Source organism: Streptococcus sp. SN3, from assembly GCF_030439905.1.
Map to the genome: position 1 here is coordinate 361,931 of NZ_JAQFJF010000003.1, position 17,191 is coordinate 379,121.

The 17,191-nt window shown below is 44.1% G+C and carries 19 protein-coding genes; 5 read left to right on the top strand and 14 right to left on the bottom strand.

Features of this window, described 5'->3' with window-relative positions; all coding sequences use genetic code 11:
- Nucleotides 1-49 precede the first annotated feature (49 nt).
- The 10 genes from PCY71_RS08610 to PCY71_RS08655 all read right to left on the bottom strand — a co-directional run bounded on the left by PCY71_RS08610 (nucleotide 50) and on the right by PCY71_RS08655 (nucleotide 7,653).
- Complete coding sequence (locus PCY71_RS08610; RefSeq protein ID WP_002911445.1) at nucleotides 50-1,282, bottom strand: folylpolyglutamate synthase/dihydrofolate synthase family protein; 1,233 nt, start codon at nucleotides 1,280-1,282, stop codon at nucleotides 50-52.
- Nucleotides 1,283-1,463: 181 nt separating this feature from the next.
- Nucleotides 1,464-1,775 carry a DUF1292 domain-containing protein gene (locus tag PCY71_RS08615; protein ID WP_002894073.1) on the bottom strand — a complete coding sequence of 104 codons (312 nt, stop codon included), beginning with the start codon at nucleotides 1,773-1,775 and terminating at the stop codon, nucleotides 1,464-1,466.
- Nucleotides 1,776-1,799: 24 nt separating this feature from the next.
- Nucleotides 1,800-2,219 (bottom strand): Holliday junction resolvase RuvX, encoded by a 420-nt coding sequence (ruvX, locus tag PCY71_RS08620; protein ID WP_002911439.1) that lies wholly within the window; start codon nucleotides 2,217-2,219, stop codon nucleotides 1,800-1,802.
- Nucleotides 2,219-2,485 carry an IreB family regulatory phosphoprotein gene (locus PCY71_RS08625; protein ID WP_002894075.1) on the bottom strand — a complete coding sequence of 89 codons (267 nt, stop codon included), beginning with the start codon at nucleotides 2,483-2,485 and terminating at the stop codon, nucleotides 2,219-2,221. The genes ruvX and PCY71_RS08625 overlap by 1 nt, the downstream gene beginning before the upstream one ends.
- Before the next feature lie 177 nt (nucleotides 2,486-2,662).
- On the bottom strand, nucleotides 2,663-3,205 hold the full coding sequence (locus tag PCY71_RS08630; protein WP_002894076.1) for a hypothetical protein: 543 nt from the start codon (nucleotides 3,203-3,205) through the stop codon (nucleotides 2,663-2,665).
- A gap of 105 nt (nucleotides 3,206-3,310) precedes the next feature.
- Nucleotides 3,311-3,883, bottom strand: coding sequence for an SP0191 family lipoprotein (locus PCY71_RS08635; RefSeq protein ID WP_002907741.1), 573 nt, complete (start codon nucleotides 3,881-3,883; stop codon nucleotides 3,311-3,313).
- 134 nt (nucleotides 3,884-4,017) lie between these two features.
- A complete protein-coding gene (gene spx, locus PCY71_RS08640; RefSeq protein ID WP_002894078.1) occupies nucleotides 4,018-4,416 on the bottom strand; it encodes a transcriptional regulator Spx in 399 nt (132 codons plus the stop codon).
- An 85-nt stretch (nucleotides 4,417-4,501) separates the two neighbouring features.
- A complete protein-coding gene (gene recA / locus PCY71_RS08645; RefSeq protein ID WP_002911438.1) occupies nucleotides 4,502-5,650 on the bottom strand; it encodes a recombinase RecA in 1,149 nt (382 codons plus the stop codon).
- 58 nt (nucleotides 5,651-5,708) lie between these two features.
- The gene (locus PCY71_RS08650) at nucleotides 5,709-6,965 is read right to left on the bottom strand and encodes a competence/damage-inducible protein A (protein WP_032913342.1); all 1,257 of its coding nucleotides are present in this window, start codon (nucleotides 6,963-6,965) and stop codon (nucleotides 5,709-5,711) included.
- A gap of 409 nt (nucleotides 6,966-7,374) precedes the next feature.
- The gene (locus PCY71_RS08655; protein WP_223310420.1) at nucleotides 7,375-7,653 is read right to left on the bottom strand and encodes a bacteriocin immunity protein; all 279 of its coding nucleotides are present in this window, start codon (nucleotides 7,651-7,653) and stop codon (nucleotides 7,375-7,377) included.
- A gap of 598 nt (nucleotides 7,654-8,251) precedes the next feature.
- Between PCY71_RS08655 and PCY71_RS08660 the strand changes: the two genes are divergently transcribed.
- Nucleotides 8,252-9,100 (top strand): helix-turn-helix domain-containing protein, encoded by an 849-nt coding sequence (locus PCY71_RS08660; RefSeq protein WP_125342392.1) that lies wholly within the window; start codon nucleotides 8,252-8,254, stop codon nucleotides 9,098-9,100.
- A gap of 9 nt (nucleotides 9,101-9,109) precedes the next feature.
- Here PCY71_RS08660 and PCY71_RS08665 read toward each other — a convergent pair whose 3' ends face one another.
- Nucleotides 9,110-9,682: a DNA-3-methyladenine glycosylase I gene (locus PCY71_RS08665; protein WP_125342391.1), complete on the bottom strand. Its 573-nt coding sequence runs from the start codon at nucleotides 9,680-9,682 to the stop codon at nucleotides 9,110-9,112.
- A 10-nt stretch (nucleotides 9,683-9,692) separates the two neighbouring features.
- Nucleotides 9,693-10,283 (bottom strand): Holliday junction branch migration protein RuvA, encoded by a 591-nt coding sequence (ruvA, locus tag PCY71_RS08670; RefSeq protein ID WP_301412526.1) that lies wholly within the window; start codon nucleotides 10,281-10,283, stop codon nucleotides 9,693-9,695.
- A 169-nt stretch (nucleotides 10,284-10,452) separates the two neighbouring features.
- Between ruvA and PCY71_RS08675 the strand changes: the two genes are divergently transcribed.
- Both PCY71_RS08675 and PCY71_RS08680 read left to right on the top strand, forming a co-directional pair.
- Nucleotides 10,453-10,956: a helix-turn-helix domain-containing protein gene (locus PCY71_RS08675; protein WP_002911432.1), complete on the top strand. Its 504-nt coding sequence runs from the start codon at nucleotides 10,453-10,455 to the stop codon at nucleotides 10,954-10,956.
- A complete protein-coding gene (locus tag PCY71_RS08680; RefSeq protein WP_002911431.1) occupies nucleotides 10,940-11,461 on the top strand; it encodes an RDD family protein in 522 nt (173 codons plus the stop codon). The genes PCY71_RS08675 and PCY71_RS08680 overlap by 17 nt, the downstream gene beginning before the upstream one ends.
- 35 nt (nucleotides 11,462-11,496) lie before the next feature.
- On the opposite strand, the gene mutL is transcribed toward PCY71_RS08680, so the two are convergent.
- A complete protein-coding gene (gene mutL / locus PCY71_RS08685; protein ID WP_032913341.1) occupies nucleotides 11,497-13,440 on the bottom strand; it encodes a DNA mismatch repair endonuclease MutL in 1,944 nt (647 codons plus the stop codon).
- A gap of 184 nt (nucleotides 13,441-13,624) precedes the next feature.
- Between mutL and PCY71_RS08690 the strand changes: the two genes are divergently transcribed.
- Entirely contained in the window at nucleotides 13,625-14,065 is a 441-nt protein-coding gene (locus PCY71_RS08690) for a LytTR family DNA-binding domain-containing protein (RefSeq protein WP_301412527.1), read from the top strand.
- Nucleotides 14,062-14,532, top strand: a complete 471-nt coding sequence (locus PCY71_RS08695; RefSeq protein WP_004185130.1) for a DUF3021 family protein — start codon at nucleotides 14,062-14,064, stop codon at nucleotides 14,530-14,532. Before PCY71_RS08690 ends, PCY71_RS08695 begins: the two co-directional genes overlap by 4 nt.
- Before the next feature lie 48 nt (nucleotides 14,533-14,580).
- Here the strand turns inward: PCY71_RS08695 and mutS are convergent, their stop codons facing one another.
- Complete coding sequence (mutS, locus tag PCY71_RS08700; protein WP_048773723.1) at nucleotides 14,581-17,130, bottom strand: DNA mismatch repair protein MutS; 2,550 nt, start codon at nucleotides 17,128-17,130, stop codon at nucleotides 14,581-14,583.
- Between the last annotated feature and the right edge of the window lie 61 nt (nucleotides 17,131-17,191).

Consider the following 17,191-nt stretch of genomic DNA (forward strand, 5'->3'; position numbering starts at 1 on the left):
CCTTTTTCTTCTGTCTTTATTGTACCAAAGCGGGACTCTGGCGGTCAATTTATAAACTTGTCAAATAAGCTCTGATTTCCGCAATAAAATAGAGAGAGCCCGTAATGAAAAGCAGCTGATTATCGTTTTGCCTCTCCTGAAAATTCTGAATAAGCTGCCGATAATCCTCTATGTATAAGAAGCTTTCCGCTTCAGCTTGACCAAGGGAATCTCCATCAGAAAAGGAAGTAACCGTCAACTGAACATTTGGCAGAGCCTCTCGCAGATAAGACAGCATAGCGCTATAGTCCTTACGCTTGAGAGCACCGAAAAGAAGCAGGCACTCTTTGTCATTCTGGCTCTGGATGAACTCCACTAACCTTTCCAGTGCAGGAAGATTATGGGCCCCATCAAGATAAATACCTGGACTTGCTTCTTCCAAGCGCCCTGCCCATCGAGTCTCCTGCAAGGCCGTCCGAATCTTAGCAGAATCTATTTCCCAGTCTTGCTGCTGCATGAAGAGCAGGAATGCCTGCAGAGCCAACGCTGCATTTTCCTCCTGATAGCCTCCCTTGAGGCCCAGTTCAAGATTGGATAGGGTCATAGTCGAATTGGAAAAAGTCTGATGTGCCAGAGAAAAATCGCGACTATACTGATAGAGTTCTATTCCCAGCTCCTGAGCTCGCTGTTCACAAAGCAATCGCGCTTCCTCTGGCAGGGGTCCGATGACCGCTGGTCGCCCCGGCTTGAAAATCCCTGCCTTTTGCTCCGCAATCGCCGTCAAGCTCCTTCCCAGAGTCTCCTGATGGTCCAAGCCCACAGAACTGATGACCGCAATATCTCCCGTAATGACATTAGTCGTGTCTAAGAGTCCGCCGATCCCCACCTCAATTAGGGCTATGTCCACTTCCTGCTCCTTGAAATAGAGAAAGGCAATCAAGGTCAGAATTTCAAAATAGGACAGCTGGTCATGACTTTTGAGCAGTTCTTGCTCCATCTTTTGCACCTCTTGACCCAGACGGATAAAATCAGCTGGAGCAATCGGTTGACCGTTAATACAAATTCGATCGTGAATACTAATCATATGAGGCGAGGTAAAACTCCCTGTCTTGCGACCATGCCCCGCAAACAGCTGACGCATGAAAGCAATAGTAGAGCCTTTGCCATTTGTACCAGTTACATGAATCGTTGGATAGCTCCGCTCAGGATTCCCCAAAAGAGTCACTGCCTGCCGCATCCGCCCTAGACCCGAACGAAAGTTTAGACCAATTCGGCTGTTCAGCCATTCTTCAATTTCATTCATTTTTTTTACCTAAAAAAGAGCAGCGAAGCAGAACTCAAATCTGAATTGCAACTCGCTCCTCTTTCTAATCTTTATGATATGAGATGGAAAATAGCCAAGCCTTGGCTACTTCCTTCCTCTGTCAAGTTCAGCTAGCACTTGCCTGCACTTGTCCATTTTTGGAAGCGAGGCTAGGCCAGTATTACTCTTCCATAAAGCTGTTGAAGACTTCTTCAATCATATCCCACTCAGCATCTGAGTCCTCTGGGATTGGCTGCAGGTCGCCTTCTGTGCCATCTTCATTTTCAGTAAAGGAATAAGCTTGAATCTCTACCTCACCGTTCTCATCTTCTTCCGCATTAGCCGGAATTAAAAGAACATAATTCTTGCCAAACTCTTCCTTACCGTCAATGGTCAAAAGAATTTCAAATAAAGTTTCGTTTCCTTGCTCGTCAACCAAGGTGATTAATTCACGCTCTTCATGCTCGTGGTCATGGTTATGATCATGTGTCATACTAGTGTCTCCTTCATTTCTTTTCTAAAAATTTCGATCCAGATAATTCTGCAAAATCAGCTGCGCCGCCAGCTTATCAATAACTTTCTTACGCTTGCTGCGGCTAATGTCCGCCTGCTCCACCAGCATGCGCTCAGCAGCCACTGTCGTCAGGCGCTCATCCTGATAGTCAACCGGCAGGCCAAATAGCTCAGCAACCCGCTGGCCATAAGCCTGACTAGCCTCCACCCGAGGCCCGCTGGTATTGTTCATATTCTTAGGCAGGCCAATAACGAACTTATCAACCTTATACTCTTTCACCAGCTCGCCCAAGCGCTCTAGGCCAAATTCGCCCTTATCTTCATGAATCGGAATAATCTCCAGTCCTTGAGCCGTAAAACCAAGAGGATCACTAATGGCAACCCCAACCGTTTTCGAGCCCACATCTAATCCCATAATTCTCATTAGAGATCGACGCCTTGTCCTTTCAAATAATAACGAACCAACTCCTCAACAATCTCATCGCGCTCGTATTTGCGGATTTGATTGCGGGCATTGTTATAGCGAGGTACGTACGCAGGATCGCCACTGAGTACGTATCCCACGATTTGATTGATTGGATTGTATCCTTTTTCATTGAGCGACTTGTAGACATCGGTCAAAGTCTCGCTAATTTCCTTTTTATTTGAATCATCGAGATTAAAACGTACTGTTTCATCTGTAAATCCCACAATTACACCCTCTTTCTTTAGAATATCCCTATTATAGCATAATTATAGGCTTTTCACAAATTTAATTCACCTGAATTCTCCTAATTTTTCAATAAGCTTTAGCTAATATTTATCCGAAGTCTAGCTCTGAAATCCAGCAAAAATCCAGCTCTCTTCAGAGAACTGGATGGAAACTTCCTAATTTGAAGCCGGCACTTCCACGCCGTCGCTTCCCTTAAACTTGTTGAGCAATTCTTCTGGAGTCAGGGTCTCGATTTGCTCAAACAGCTGCGCGTAGTTTGGAAGCTTTTTGGCTGCTTCGTAGTCTAGATTCTCCGGATCGATAGTCATCTCCAGAGAAATCTCTTCCGCTGTCATATCTGTTTTCAAATCAAGACCGGTGATATTCACCGCCTCTTTCAGCCCCAGTGCTTCCTCGATCAAAGACAGCATTTCCTTCTTTACAGTGGAAACATCCTGTTTTGACAGAGCTTCCTTGATGTTGTCAGGAATAGCCTTGCTGACATGCAGGACAACCTTATCATACTTCTGTCCGCTGTAGCTGACTGTTAAGATTCTGGTTTCTTTTCCATGTTCTAATTGCTTCTCAGTTTTATAGGACTTAGTGACAATATCTCCTTTTCCAGCTCCTCCCTGTGAGGATGAACTGTTATTTGACTGCTGACTGCAGGCTGTTAAGATTGCCAAAGCTGCCAGCAAAAAGACAATTAATTTTCTCATGTCTTATCTCCTTCAATATTGAGCTGATTTTATCATATCATTATAAAAATGGCGCTGTCAAACTGATTGTCACTCTGTCATTAAAATGTAATAAAAAAGAGCAGCTTATTTCTGCTCTTCTGCTCCATTCATCAGGAGATTGTTGATATATTCTTCTGGCGTCAGCTTAATCATTTCTTTGAGCTTGAGATTTTGAAAATAAGGCATAGACGCTGCTTTTTCGATATCTAGGCTCTCAAAATCATAGGTAGAAGTCATTTTCAGCTCGTTCTCATTCAAAATTGTCACTGAGCCACTAAAGCCTTGAAGTCCACGAGCCTGCACATAGTCTGCATCCTGCTCCAGCGACTCATTGAGCGACTTCTGCGCTTCCTCCAGTCCCATCTGCTTGATAGCTTCTTTCATCTCATTATCAGTCGCGGTCAGCCTTTCAATAACCAAGCGTTTAAAATGCTCCCCCTGATAAGTCACTGTCTGGCTCTGCTGGTTTCCTCGTTCATCCTTTGGAAAAACAAGCGTCCGAGTAATCACTTCCTGCTGCTTGGCATTATCAATGATAGGCAGATTATTGCTGATCTCTTTCTTGTCAGCCGCATTCGAATTTGTCTCTGTCTTTTTATGTCCACAGCCTGCTAGCAGTGCCACACTCAATCCCAGTCCTAATAAAATTTTCTTCATCTTCCATCCTCCTCAGAGATATTGTATCACAGTTCTGCTCCTTGTCAATCCATCCAGTCGCCAAAGCCTCTGTCAACCTAAACAAAAAGAAGAGCCGAGATTCTCTTCCCGACTCTTTCAGTTATATTCAAAGATTAGAGAGCTGCCCGCAGACGAGCTTCTGCATTTTCAACATTGCGAACAGAACGTGGCAGAAAAGCACGGATATCATCTTCTTTGTAACCAACTTGGAGACGTTTATCATCCACTAAGATAGGGCTTTTCAAAATACGCGGGGTCTCCATGATGATGTCAAGAACTTCGTTGACACTCAACTCTTCAATGTCAACACCCAAGCCTTTAGCATAGCGGTTTTTTGATGAAACAATGCTCGCGATACCATTTTCTGTTTTAGTTAAAATATCCAGAAGTTCTTCTTTGGTGATGCCTTCTTTGCCTAAATTTTGTTCTTTATAAGTTAATTGATGAGCGTTTAGCCAGGTTTTTGCTTTTTTACAACTAGTACAACTTGAGACAGTATAGATTGTGATCATGTAAGTACTCCTTTCGCTACACGATACTAATATCGTAGTCTATTATATCACAAAAACCATCGGTCTTGCGACCTATTTTGCAAAATTACTCTTCAATTTCGATGGCATCGTCCAAATCCAGAGTGACTTCTTCCATCGTTTCTACAGGACTGTCAGCCTTGTTGCCAACCACTTCTGCCAAGTCATCGCCTTCAATCAAACCATAGCGTACACGAACCTGGCGGTCAATTTCATCAAAGACTTCTGGATGATCAGCCAAGTACTTCTTAGCATTTTCAGATCCTTGACCAATCTTTTCATCATTGTAGGAGTACCAAGCACCAGCTTTTTTGATGATATCCAAATCAGTCGCAATCTTAATCAACTCACCTGTCTTAGAAATACCTTCCCCGTACATGATTTCTACAAAGGCTTCCTTGAATGGCGGAGCTACCTTATTTTTAACAACCTTGATCTTGGTTTCTTTACCAACATTGGTATCTTTCTCATCACCAGTTCCCTTGATTTGAGTATTACCACGGACATCCAAACGGACAGAAGCATAGAACTTCAGTGCACGGCCACCTGGTGTTGTTTCAGGATTACCAAACATAACGCCAACTTTTTCACGCAGCTGGTTAATGAAAATCGCAATCGTCTTCGTTTTGTTGATAGAAGCAGACAGCTTGCGCATAGCCTGGCTCATCATCCGAGCCTGCAAGCCGACATGGCTGTCACCAATATCGCCATCGATTTCCGCACGTGGTACTAGGGCTGCAACGGAGTCCACAACCACCAAGTCCACCGCACCTGAGTCAATCAGCTTACCAGCAATTTCCAGTCCCTGTTCACCAGAGTCTGGTTGAGACAGCAGCAACTCATCAATATTAACACCCAGAGCAGCCGCGTATGACGGATCCAAAGCATGCTCAGCATCGATAAAGGCTGCGATACCACCTTCTTTTTGCGCTTGAGCAACTGCGTGAAGAGCAACGGTTGTCTTACCAGAAGACTCCGGACCATAGATTTCAATAATCCGTCCCTTAGGATAACCCCCAGCGCCAAGAGCAATATCTAAAGCCAAAGAGCCAGAACTCATAACTTGAACCTTTTGCTCTGCCCGCTCGCCCAGACGCATAATGGCTCCCTTACCAAAATCCTTTTCAATGTTTTTAAGAGCATTATCCAAGGCTTTTTGGCGCTCATCGCCGAATTTCTTTGAGATTTCGTCTAATTTTTTTTGTTTCTTTGCCATTTATTTCTCCTGTTTTTTCTAAAATATCTTTTGGCCATCTTCGTCATTATACCAAAAATCAGCTATTTAATAAAGTTTTTCGTACTAGGTTGAAGGCGTGCAGAACAGCAATTTTCCTCACATCACGACGACTGCGTCCAGCAATATTGACCTTAATAATTTCCGTTCCAGCAGCGCTAGCTAAGCCGATAAAAACAGTCCCTGCTGGATGATCTTCCAGTGACTCTGGGCCAGCCACACCTGTCAGACTGACAGCTAGGTCACTTTCGGTCAGCTTTCTAGCCTGCTCTGCCATTTTCCCAGCCGTAAAAGCTGAAACGACACCGTGCTTCTCCAGGTCTCCCAACGGAATATCCAACATCCGGCTCTTTTCCTCCATGCTGTAGGTGACAAAGCCACCTGAAAAAATGGAAGAGGCTCCAGCAAAATCAGCCAAAGTCGCTTGAAAGAGGCCAGCTGTCAGACTCTCTGCCGCTGAAATCGTCTTCCCTTGACTCTTCAGCAACTCAAAAGCCACCTGTGCCAAGGAATTGTCATCCCCGTAACCATAGAAAATCTCTGACAAGGGCTGTCCCTCAAAAGTCTTATGTTCCAAAATTTCCTTTTCCACAGCCTCGAACTTGGTGTCAGCTTCTGCCTGACTCAAGGCCTTGGTGGACAATCGCAAAGTAACTTCCCCTGTCTTTGCATAAGGAGCAATGGTGGGGTCACTCTGCTGCTCAATCATCTCTGACAAAATAGTCACTAGCTGACTCTCTCCGATACCAAAGAAACGCAGCACCCGTGAGTACAATTTCTGACCTGTGGATAAGAGGGGAACCAGCTCATTATTGACCATAGGTTTAAGCTCGCTAGGCGGGCCAGGCAAGACTACATAGGTCACTCCGTCTGCTTCTAACAATCCTCCAACAGCTAAGCCGGTCGCATTTGGTAACGGCGTCGAGCCTTCGACCAGCTGAGCCTGACGCTCATTGTTAGGTGTTCGAGCATAATCTGGTCGGCTAGCAAAAAAGCAATCTAGCTTTTCCACAGCTTGTGAGTCAAAATTAAGCTCACGCCCTAAGAACTTAGCCAAGGTCTGCTTGGTCAAATCATCCTCTGTTGGCCCCAAGCCTCCTGTTAGAATAATCAGATTACTACGCCTTTGGGCAATTTCCAAAACAGAGAGGAGACGATTTTCATTGTCCCCCACTGCTGTTTGAAAATAGACATCAATCCCCAGACTCGCCAGTTTTTCAGATAAAAATTGGGCATTGGTATTGACAATCTGACCTGTCAGAATCTCGGTGCCCACAGCAATAATTTCTGCTTTCATAGAACCTCCTATCTTACTATTCGGAATTGGCTTTATTTTATCACAAAAAATCTTAAAAAAGTTGATTTTCATTTCAGGAAATAAAAAGAACTGTCAAGTTCCTTGACAAACTTGTCAACATACTGTGGAAAACTTTTAAGAATGACTGGTGTTATGCAGAATAACTGGATTGTTAGGGAAATGCTATTGGCAAATGGTTTGAATCTTTTTATAATGGAGAGATAAATTCCAATAAAAAGAGTTTGGGACAAAAAGATTTCAATTTTTAAAAATCTTAATTATTAAGCCCTTCAAATCTATAATTAAATACGAAAAGCGAACAAAGCAGAATTCTGATTACCAGAAAACTAGTTTTGTTCGCTTTTTATATTTGAGGTTGGACTTTTGTCCCAGGTTCTTTTAAATACAACTAAAACCAGCTAAAAAAACTAATCCAGCCCCTGTAAAAATTACTTTCCCTTTGCAAGAAGGTCTGTAAGTCTACTAATTCTTTTGAAGGGGCAGACAATAGATACTGATTTAAAAAAGGGATTAGACGGACACACTCAATTGAAGCATTCTTACCATTTTCAATCTTATAAACAGTAGATAAGATTAGCTGTGAAAATTTCTCATCCTTTTTAGTCGTATCTAAATGGTATACTTCTTGCAATAGATGTAAAAGCTCTTTTTCTTTAGCTTTTCTCACAGCAGCTACCTCCTTATCTATAAACACGCGGTACCCACGGTCCGTATCTAGCCCAACCATCAAACATAACATTTACCATGTGCTGTAAAGTGGGTATTACTTGAACCATTTTCCACTCACCTGTATAAGGATTATAATAAAAATCATAAGGTTTCGCTGTATATCTATAGTAAAACTGATTGGCCGGGTCAGTATATCGTGGAACCTCTCCTTGTATTTTTACCTCTCCGCTGTTCACTATATCAGCTCTGATACTTGCTACAGGTGCAAATAAAACAAATACCAACAAAACAACGGAATAAAACCATTTTATTCTGCTTTTCCTCATTTTTAGTACCTCACTGACTACTTGTTTTCAAAGGTAATATAATTTAATGTAAAGTCTTATTTAGCCTTTTGGGCTCACCCTCCTCTCTTTCATATTTAGACCTATTCCCAAGGCCACCACCATGGAAATACATTAACAATAATCATTACTAGCAAAATAAATTTGCGCTTTGTTTTTCCCACCTTTGCCCTCCTTTTTATTTCATGATATACTATTTTAAAATATTTTTTCAAAATGTAGCTTTTAGTAACATTTTAAAAAGGAGTTCTTATGCGCTGGGATTATGGAAAAATCTATAAAGAAATTAGGAAATCAAAAGGGTTGACTCAAGAAGAAATTTGTGGAGATTTTTTAGCTCGCTCAACTTTGTCACGAATTGAAAGCGGACAAGTCGTGCCAAAGTTCGATACCATGATTTTTTTACTTCGCCAGATAGATATGACACTAGAAGAATTTAAATACATTTGTGATTATTATCAACCTAGTCAGAGACAGAACATTTTAAATTCTCTTTACAACCAAGGTGAGTCTATTGTAGGGACAGAAGGTTTGTTACAACTAAAGAGAGAATGCGAGGCATATCTATATAAACATTCCGATATTCCGATTAAACATGCTTTAGATAGCATCAATATTACTATTCATCTGAGACAAAATGGAATTTCTGAGACAAAAGAAATTAATGCTACTACCAATAAAATTTGGGCGTATTTAGAAAAACAGGACACTTGGTATGAAAGTGATTTTCGACTGCTTTCTACCATCCTTTATTTCTTCCCTTTAGAAAATATCAAACAATTTACCCAAAAGATTTTAAATAGCATAAAAAAATACCAATCATTTCGCAATGGGAATAATCTACAAATCGGACTCTTAGTCAACCTTTCTACCATCTATCTTTATAATGGATTAAAGAGAGAATGCGCTGAAATTACTACGTACATTTACGATTTGTCAAAAAAAGAAAAACGTTATGATTCCCTCGGGCTTTCACAGATTCGACTTGGAATTTGCAAAAATAATAACGAATTAATAAAAAAAGGGATTGCTCTACTACAACTTGCCGATGAAAAAGAGCTAGTAAAATCTCTAAAAGAAGAAATTGAAAAATACCGTTGAGAATCTTTTTCAAACGGTATTTTTATGTGGATTAAAGTCACAATCATTTTCATGATCATTGATAAGGCCAGCTGCTTCTAGGAATGAATAGACACAAACGGGACCGACAAATTTGAAGCCCTGCTTTTTCAGCGCCTTGGACATAGTTTCTGACAGCTCTGTCTTGGCTGGCGCTTCCTCGTAGTCCAAAATTTCATTGTCAATAGTTTTGAAATCTACAAAGGACCAGACATAGTCATTAAAAGAGCCAAACTGCTTTTGAACAGCCAAAAAAGCTTGGGCATTAGCTCTGGTTGCATAAATCTTCATCTTGTTACGGATGATGTCGGGATTGCCCAACAAACCATCCAGATCTGCATCCGTCATCTGAGCAATTTTCTGGGCATCATAGAAATGAAAAGCTTCCCGAAAAGCTTGACGTTTATTGAGAATGGTCTCCCAAGAAAGTCCAGCCTGATAGGTCTCCATGCAGAGCAATTCAAATAACTTCTGATCATCATGGAGGGGCTTGCCCCACTCCTCATCATGATAGGCCACATATAAAGGGTTGTTCATCTTTACCCAACCGCAGCGTTTGGTCATATTTGGTCTCCTATTTCACCAACATCTTAAGAGCAGACTTGATATAGTTTTCTGCTGTATCCGTCGTTCCTTCAAAGAATTTCTTGATTTTCTTGAGTTCAGCAGCTTTGTAGCCCAGAGCCAGCATAGCTTCCATGGCTTCCTCCAGCTCCTGATTATCCGCAGTCTGGACGGGTGCCTTACTTTCTGCCATACCATCCGCCGCCACTACCTTTCCTTCCAAGTCCAGCACCATCTGCTGGGCTGTCTTCTTGCCAATCTTAGGAAACTTGGTCAGGTAGGTGATGTTTTTCTGCTCAATGGCTTGCACTAAGCCAGCATTATCATCCGCCGCAATGATAGCCAGAGCAGACACTGGGCCGATACCTGAGACTGAAATCAAGCTGAGAAAGAGTTGCTTCTCCTCCTCGGTCGCAAAACCGTACAGGAGCTCCGCATCTTCTCTCACTACTTGGTGAACATAGACCTTGGCTTCCTGATGAAGCTGCCCTGAGTAAGCATAGGGGTTGGCCACATGAAGAATATAGCCGATAGAGTTGACTTCCAATACAATGTATTTGGCTGTGATTTTACTGATGATTCCTTTAAAATATTCGTACATAATCTTCCTTCTTGTTGTATCATTTTGCTTATCTAGTATATCATATTTTCTGTCTAGAAACTGCAAACAGAAGTGCAACTAGCGGTTGACAAAATATACAGGAAGCTGTATTCTCAAGATAACTAAAAGCTGTTAGGATAGAGTTAGCAAAGAAAAGGAGGCTGCGATTATGAAACTCGCTGATAAATTATTTGAACTAAGAAAAGAAAAAGGCTGGTCACAAGAAAAGCTAGCTGAACAAATCAATGTCTCTCGCCAGAGCATTTCCAAGTGGGAGTCTGGCCAAGCGCTGCCAGAGCTAGAAAAAATTGTAGAGCTGAGCAAAATATTCCAGGTGACGACAGATTATCTGCTTTTAGAAGAAAGCGACAAACCAGAAATAAACCCCGTCCTCTCAGAAGACGAAAAGAACCGCTACTATAAGGAAGTGAAATCTTATAGCTTTTGGCAGGTTCTGTATATTTTTGTATCAGCTCTGGCTATCTTTCTCTTTTTCGCAGGTTCTAGCTTTCCAGCAAAATTTACTGCCCTGGTCTGGTTGAGCTTTTTCCTCTTAATCGCATCAGCAATGGCTATTAACAAGGCGCTAAAGATTAAGAAAAAGTATCTGGACAAGGTTATCGGCCTTGATGATTCTAAGAAAGAAGGTGCTCAAGATGAAACTAAAAACTGACAATCCCATACCTGCCAAAACTCGTCTGAAAGAGCTGATTGGAGACTGGCTCTTCATCTCATTCTATCTCATTTCTCTTTTTTTACTAGCTATGGGCTTTTACAATCTGGTTCTAGGAGGCATTCCTGCATTCACTGAAGCTCAGAGCCAACTTCTGGGTTTTTCTACCTCAGTCCTGCCTCTATCTATCATCTTTGCTTGGCTAGACTATCGAAAAGGAAGTCTTGGCAAGCGTTGGGCAGGTTTACAGTTGGTTTACAAACATAGGAGCCTTTCCCACAGCCTTTTGCGCTCTGCTATCAAGTTTTTCCCTTGGCAGCTGGGACATATGGGAGCTATCCGTAGTGCTTATCAAGCAGATGCCCTGTCAATTTTCTTGTCAACTTCAGCAGGGATTCTCTTCTTGATCTTTCTGCTGATGGGACTGCTTCGCAAGGACAAACGCCATCCAGCTGATTTACTTGCTGGAACGCAAGTTCAGCTCAAAAATTCAAAACAGCTCTAGTTCTATGACTAGGGCTGTTTGATCTTCTATACAGTTTAGTATTTCCCCAACTCCCGCAGGCTAGTATGATTTTCCTGAATGCGGCGGAACATTTTTTCCATATCCGACTTGGTAAAGTTGACTAAGACCGGTCGGCCGTGTGGGCAGTTGTAGGGATTGTCACACTGGGACAGCTGAAAGAGCAAGTCACGCGCAGAGTAGTCATCCAGACTGTGATTGGCCTTGATGGAGCGTTTGCAGCTCATCATAATGGCTAGCTCTGCTCGATATTTCTTGATAGAAACTTCCTTGGTCAGGAGAAGCATATCACACATCTCATAGATACCTGCTTCAATCTCCTCTTCCTTAAACCAAATGGGATGCTCACGGAGGATAAACTGGTTGGCTCCATACTCTTCTAAAAAGATGCCAGCGTCTTCTAACAGCTCTATCCGCTGCTTGATCCGCAGTATATCGTCCGCTGGAAATTCAAAGATATAGGGCACTAAGAGCTGCTGCTGGCTATTGTCCACATCTCCAATCTTCTCCCGATAATACTCATACTTGACCCGCTCCTGGGCAGCATGCTGGTCAATAATGTAAAGACCACCCTTGCCCTGAGCAAAGAGATAAGTGCCATGCATCTGGCCGAAATATTCTAACTCTGGGAAGCTTGACTTCTCTTCCTGCTCCAACTTATCCACAGCCCGCTCCAGACTGACCTGATCAAGCTCTGGATGGTCTAGTTGGTCATAGCTAACTGGCTTTCTCTCTGCAAATTTGACCGAAGTTGGTTGTGGCTCTGCTTTTTCATTTGTCGCTTCATGAATAGGCTCCGCTGATTCTTCGAAGGATAGCTGCTGCTCGGCCACCTGTGGCTTGAGGAAGAAGTCATTCTGCTCCTTATCGTAGTAGAGGCGATTTTCTTTCAGCGGGAGGCTGGTCTGTTCGGGCTTAGTCGCACGCTTAACAGTTGATTTGGCTAGATTTTCCAAAGCATCCGGGATAAGATCCTGCTCCTTGAGACTGGTTGCAATAGCTTGCGAAATCAAGGCCATGAGTTCCCGCTCTTTAGAAATTCGCACCTCTTGCTTGGTCGGATGGACATTGACATCGGCCAGATAGGGGTCAATCTGAATATTGATGACCGCGAGTGGAAAGCGACCTACCATAAGCTTGCTGCCGTAGCCGTCCAAAATAGCGCGATTGAGCAGGAAATTCTTAATGTAGCGGCCGTTGATGAGAATGGTAATATAATTCCGATTCGCACGAGTCAGCTCAGGCAAACTGACATAGCCACTCACTTCAAAATCCAAATCCGATGCAGAGATTTCCACCATTTTCTTAGCTGTTGCCAAACCATAGATTCCTGCAATAGCCTGACGCAGATTACCACTGCCGGCAGTCCGTGTCATTTCGCGGCCGTCACTGATAAGGGTGAAAGCCACTTCCGGATGGGCCAGACTAAGCCGATTAATCACATCAACGATATGGGACAGCTCAGCCTGCTGACTCTTCATATACTTGAGCCGGGCGGGAGTATTGAAGAAGAGATCTTCTATCTTGATTTTCGTTCCCACCGGACTGCTGGTAGGCTCATGCTCTTCAATTTCACCGCCTTGGGCAACTAGCAGGGTCCCGTGCTGGCCGGCTTCAGTCGCTGTCTCAATGGTAAAACGCGAGACAGAAGCAATGGAAGGAATGGCCTCGCCCCGAAAACCCAGTGTCCGAATCCGAAAGAGATCCGCCTGCTTCTTGATTTTACTGGTAGCATGGCGTCGAAGGGCCAGAGGAACATCTTCGTGGTCTATGCCTTCGCCATTATCCGTTACCTGAATGCTCTTGAGTCCGGCCTCCTCGATTTCGATGGTAATCTGGCTTGCACCCGCATCAATTGAATTTTCCACTAGCTCCTTGACCACGCTGCTAGGCCGCTCAATGACTTCACCGGCCGCAATCTGATTGGCTAGAATTTCTGGAAGTTCGATAATTTTTGACATCTTTTTCTCCGTATTTGTTCTGCTATCTATTATAACACATTGGGCTCTTTCTATCAGAAGGAAGCCTTTTCTCAACCACTATACTCTCAAGCCAAGCCATATAGACACAAATAGCTGCCACATAGACAAAAGGGCTTGTTTTCTCTGCCGTGTTGCGGTTTAATAAAGGTGAAAGGAGGAAGTTATGAAAGTTAAGCTAAGAATCGATTCTCAAGTTACCGAAGACTCCGTCAGCATTGAGGCTCGCCTCATGACAGAAAATATTCAGGAATTGGTCCACTTTGCGCAACATCTGGGTAAAGAGGACAAGATCCATGTCAAGAAAGAAGACGAAATCTATCTGCTGGACGCTAAGGAAATCCACCGAATCTATACAGAAAACCGTCAGGTTCGGGTTCGAACAGCAAAAGACAGCTATAGAGCTCAACAAGCTCTTTATCAGTTGCTGCAGATCCTGCCGGAGTATTTCCTGCAGATTTCTCAGTCGGAGATTATCAACAGCCGACAAATCAGCCACCTCAAGCTGACTCCAAATGGTCTGATTCAAATATTTCTGAAAAACGGTGATCAGACTTACTCGTCCCGCCGCTATCTCAAATCTATCAAAGAAAGGTTGCAATTATGAAAACTCGTCTTAAAGAACTCTTTTTCGGAGGGATTGGAGGGATTTTCATCGGTCTCTTCTTCTCCATGATTGTTTCTTATTTTTACAATCCAGCTTATCTACCGCTTCATCCTCGCTCTCCTATCGGCCACTTCTTTTTGAGCCAGCATGTCCATGTTTCCCTCATCATGCTCTACTGCATGCTTATCTGGTTTATCATGGGAGCTATTTTCAGATGGAGTGGAAGCTTCTTCCAAAGAGACTGGAGCATCCTGCGCTCCATCGCCAGCCACTTTGGCGTGATGATTCTAACCTTTGCACTTTTGGCTAATCTAGCTGGATTTTTCCCAAGAGAAAAAATACTTAGCCTGACACTAACTGCCGTCGGGGAATTCACCCTCATCTATCTAATCATTTCAGGTGCCATCTACTACCGCACTTACCGCAACATTCAAAAAATCAATAGCGGTTTGTCTAGAAAATCGTGAGAAATAAAAAGAGCAGACTTGTTAATTTCACAAGTCTGTTCTTGGTTTTTACAACTTCTTCTTGAGCTCGGCTACCACCGCCATGACTTCCAGGGGAGTCATATTGTAGATGTCCAAGTCTCGGAGTTCAGTCAGGATTGGATTTTCCGTTCCTTCTGCGAAAAGAGACATCTGCTCCGCCACTTGTGACTGCTTCGGTCTGGATGCAGCAGGAAGCTCTGAGCCTAGTCCTGTATCCTGACTCTCCAAATGGCTCAAAATGTTGTCCGCCCGCTCCAGTAATTTCTCAGGAAGTCCGGCAATCTTCGCCACATGGATTCCGTACGACTTGTCAGCCGGACCAGGCTCAATCTTATGCAGGAAAGTCACCTGTCCGTCCTTTTCCAATGTTGCCACATGGACATTTTCCAAATGCTCCAAGCTATTCTCTAAGGCTGTCAGCTCATGATAGTGGGTAGCAAAGAGGGTCTTGGCTCCAGTATAATGATGAATATGCTCAATAATAGCCTGAGCCAGCGCCATCCCATCGTAAGTCGCTGTCCCACGGCCCAGCTCATCAAAGAGAATGAGCGAACGCTCGCTGGCCTGTCGAATGGCCCGATTGGCCTCCATCATCTCCACCATAAAGGTGGACTGGCCAGATACCAAATCATCCGCAGCACCGATACGAGTGAAAATCGCATCGAATAGCGGCAGACTGGCAGACTGAGCAGGCACATAAGAGCCCATTTGTGCCATAATGACGATGATAGCCAGCTGGCGCATATAAGTCGATTTCCCGCTCATATTCGGCCCGGTAATCAGCTGGATGTCCGTTTCCTGGTCCAGCAGAATACTATTTGGAATGTAGCTTTGGGCACCCATGACCTTTTCCACAACAGCATGCCGACCTTTTTCAATCTGCAGACAGCGCTCTGCAGTAAAGACGGGGCGCACCAAATGTAGTTGCTCTGCTACCGCAGCAAAGCTCTGCAGGACATCTACAGCTGCCAGCGTTTGTGCCAAGGCCTGCAAGCGCTGGATGTATTTGCCAGCTTCCTCGCGAATCCGCATGAAAATCTCGTATTCCAAATTAGCAGATTTTTCACGCGCCTCCAACATCTCTCCCTCAATCCGGGCCAGCTCCTCCGTTCCGAAACGCTCCGAATTTTTCAGGGTCGCCTTGCGGAAGAAATGACTGGGCACATGAGCCAGCTGAGAATTGGTCACATGGAAATAGTAACCATCTTTTTTATTATAATCAATCTTCAAATTGCTGATGCCACTGTTAGCACGTTCTTTGACTTCCAGCTCCGCAATCCATCCAGTCCCCTCCCTCAGCACAAGCCGATACTGATCCAAGGTTTCATCAAAACCGGTCTGAATGATATTGCCCTCAGTGATGATATGGGGTGCATCCGGCGAAATGGCCGAGCTAATCAAGCCCGCCAACTCTGAAATAGGATCCAAACCCTCAATCAAACGAGCTAGATGCGGGCTGCCGATTCCTTGCAAGATAGCCTTAATCTGAGGCACATTGCCCAATGTTGCTGCCAACTGCAGCAGATCCTTGGGATTGGTCTTGCCAAAAGACACCCGACTAGCCAACCGCTCGATATCATAGACTCCCTTGAGGCTCTCCGTCAAATCACTCCGCTCAAAGAAATGATCCAGAAAAACCTCGACGACATTCTGCCGCTGGCTAATTCGCGCTTCATCAATCAGCGGACGCTGGATCCAAGAGCGCAGCATGCGGCCGCCCATGGCCGTCTTAGTCTCGTCCATCAGCCAATAAAGACTGCCGTGCTTCTTGCCCGAGCGAGCATTTTCTGTCAAATCCAGACTCGCCTTGGTGGCATAGTCCATTTGCAGAAAGTCCTTGATTTCATAATGCTGAGCCTTCTTTAAATGGCTGAGCTCCCTCATCTGGGTCCGGTGCACATACTCCAGCAATTTCCCCGCTGCCTGACGTTCCATCGGAGACAGTTCCTCTCCCAGCAGCTGGACATCATCCAAGGCCGTCTGTACATAGGACAGTAAAAGGTTCATCTGCCCAGCCAAGACCTGCTCTTCAGCTTCTGGCAAGGCATAGCCCAGCACCACTTCCCTAGCCTTCAAATTACGGATTTCCCCGCAGACCAAGGCAAAGTCCTCTAGACTGGTCACCTGAAACTCACCGGTCACCAAATCCATATAAGCCAGACCATAGAGGCCATCTGAGTAATCCAGAGCCACCAGAAAGTTATTGGCAGAGTCCGGCTTACTGGAGTCCACCACCGTCCCCGGAGTGATAACCTGAACAACCTCCCGCTTAACAACTCCCTTGGCTTCCTTGGGATCTTCCATCTGCTCCGCAATCGCTACCTTATAGCCTGACTCGACCAAAACATCAATATACTGCTGTGCCGAATGATAAGGAACTCCGGCCATGGGAATGGGATTTTCTGCATTTTTATTTCGGCTAGTGAGAGAAATCTCTAAAATCTGGGCGGCATTGACCGCATCATCATAAAACAACTCATAGAAATCCCCCATCCGAAAGAGCAAGAAAGCATCTGGATAGTCCTTTTTGATATCCAAATACTGCTGCATGCCTGGCGATAACTTTTCTACTGCCATCTCTATCCTTTCTAAAAACAAACGAGGTCAGGACATCCGTCTCAAACCTCTCCATTTTTCC

Excerpts from the sequence above, each read along its gene's own strand:
- PCY71_RS08650 (WP_032913342.1), bottom strand. The coding sequence starts at position 6,965 with ATGAAAGCAGAAATTATTGCTGTGGGCACCGAGATTCTGACAGGTCAG.
- ruvX (WP_002911439.1), bottom strand. The coding sequence starts at position 2,219 with ATGAGAATTATGGGATTAGATGTGGGCTCGAAAACGGTTGGGGTTGCC.
- recA (WP_002911438.1), bottom strand. The coding sequence starts at position 5,650 with ATGGCAAAGAAACAAAAAAAATTAGACGAAATCTCAAAGAAATTCGGC.
- mutL (WP_032913341.1), bottom strand. The coding sequence starts at position 13,440 with ATGTCAAAAATTATCGAACTTCCAGAAATTCTAGCCAATCAGATTGCG.
- PCY71_RS08665 (WP_125342391.1), bottom strand. The coding sequence starts at position 9,682 with ATGACCAAACGCTGCGGTTGGGTAAAGATGAACAACCCTTTATATGTG.
- PCY71_RS08690 (WP_301412527.1), top strand. The coding sequence starts at position 13,625 with ATGAAAGTTAAGCTAAGAATCGATTCTCAAGTTACCGAAGACTCCGTC.
- PCY71_RS08660 (WP_125342392.1), top strand. The coding sequence starts at position 8,252 with ATGCGCTGGGATTATGGAAAAATCTATAAAGAAATTAGGAAATCAAAA.
- spx (WP_002894078.1), bottom strand. The coding sequence starts at position 4,416 with ATGATCACAATCTATACTGTCTCAAGTTGTACTAGTTGTAAAAAAGCA.
- PCY71_RS08615 (WP_002894073.1), bottom strand. The coding sequence starts at position 1,775 with ATGACACATGATCATAACCATGACCACGAGCATGAAGAGCGTGAATTA.
- PCY71_RS08635 (WP_002907741.1), bottom strand. The coding sequence starts at position 3,883 with ATGAAGAAAATTTTATTAGGACTGGGATTGAGTGTGGCACTGCTAGCA.
- PCY71_RS08675 (WP_002911432.1), top strand. The coding sequence starts at position 10,453 with ATGAAACTCGCTGATAAATTATTTGAACTAAGAAAAGAAAAAGGCTGG.
- PCY71_RS08630 (WP_002894076.1), bottom strand. The coding sequence starts at position 3,205 with ATGAGAAAATTAATTGTCTTTTTGCTGGCAGCTTTGGCAATCTTAACA.
- ruvA (WP_301412526.1), bottom strand. The coding sequence starts at position 10,283 with ATGTACGAATATTTTAAAGGAATCATCAGTAAAATCACAGCCAAATAC.
- mutS (WP_048773723.1), bottom strand. The coding sequence starts at position 17,130 with ATGGCAGTAGAAAAGTTATCGCCAGGCATGCAGCAGTATTTGGATATC.
- PCY71_RS08610 (WP_002911445.1), bottom strand. The coding sequence starts at position 1,282 with ATGAATGAAATTGAAGAATGGCTGAACAGCCGAATTGGTCTAAACTTT.
- PCY71_RS08695 (WP_004185130.1), top strand. The coding sequence starts at position 14,062 with ATGAAAACTCGTCTTAAAGAACTCTTTTTCGGAGGGATTGGAGGGATT.
- PCY71_RS08680 (WP_002911431.1), top strand. The coding sequence starts at position 10,940 with ATGAAACTAAAAACTGACAATCCCATACCTGCCAAAACTCGTCTGAAA.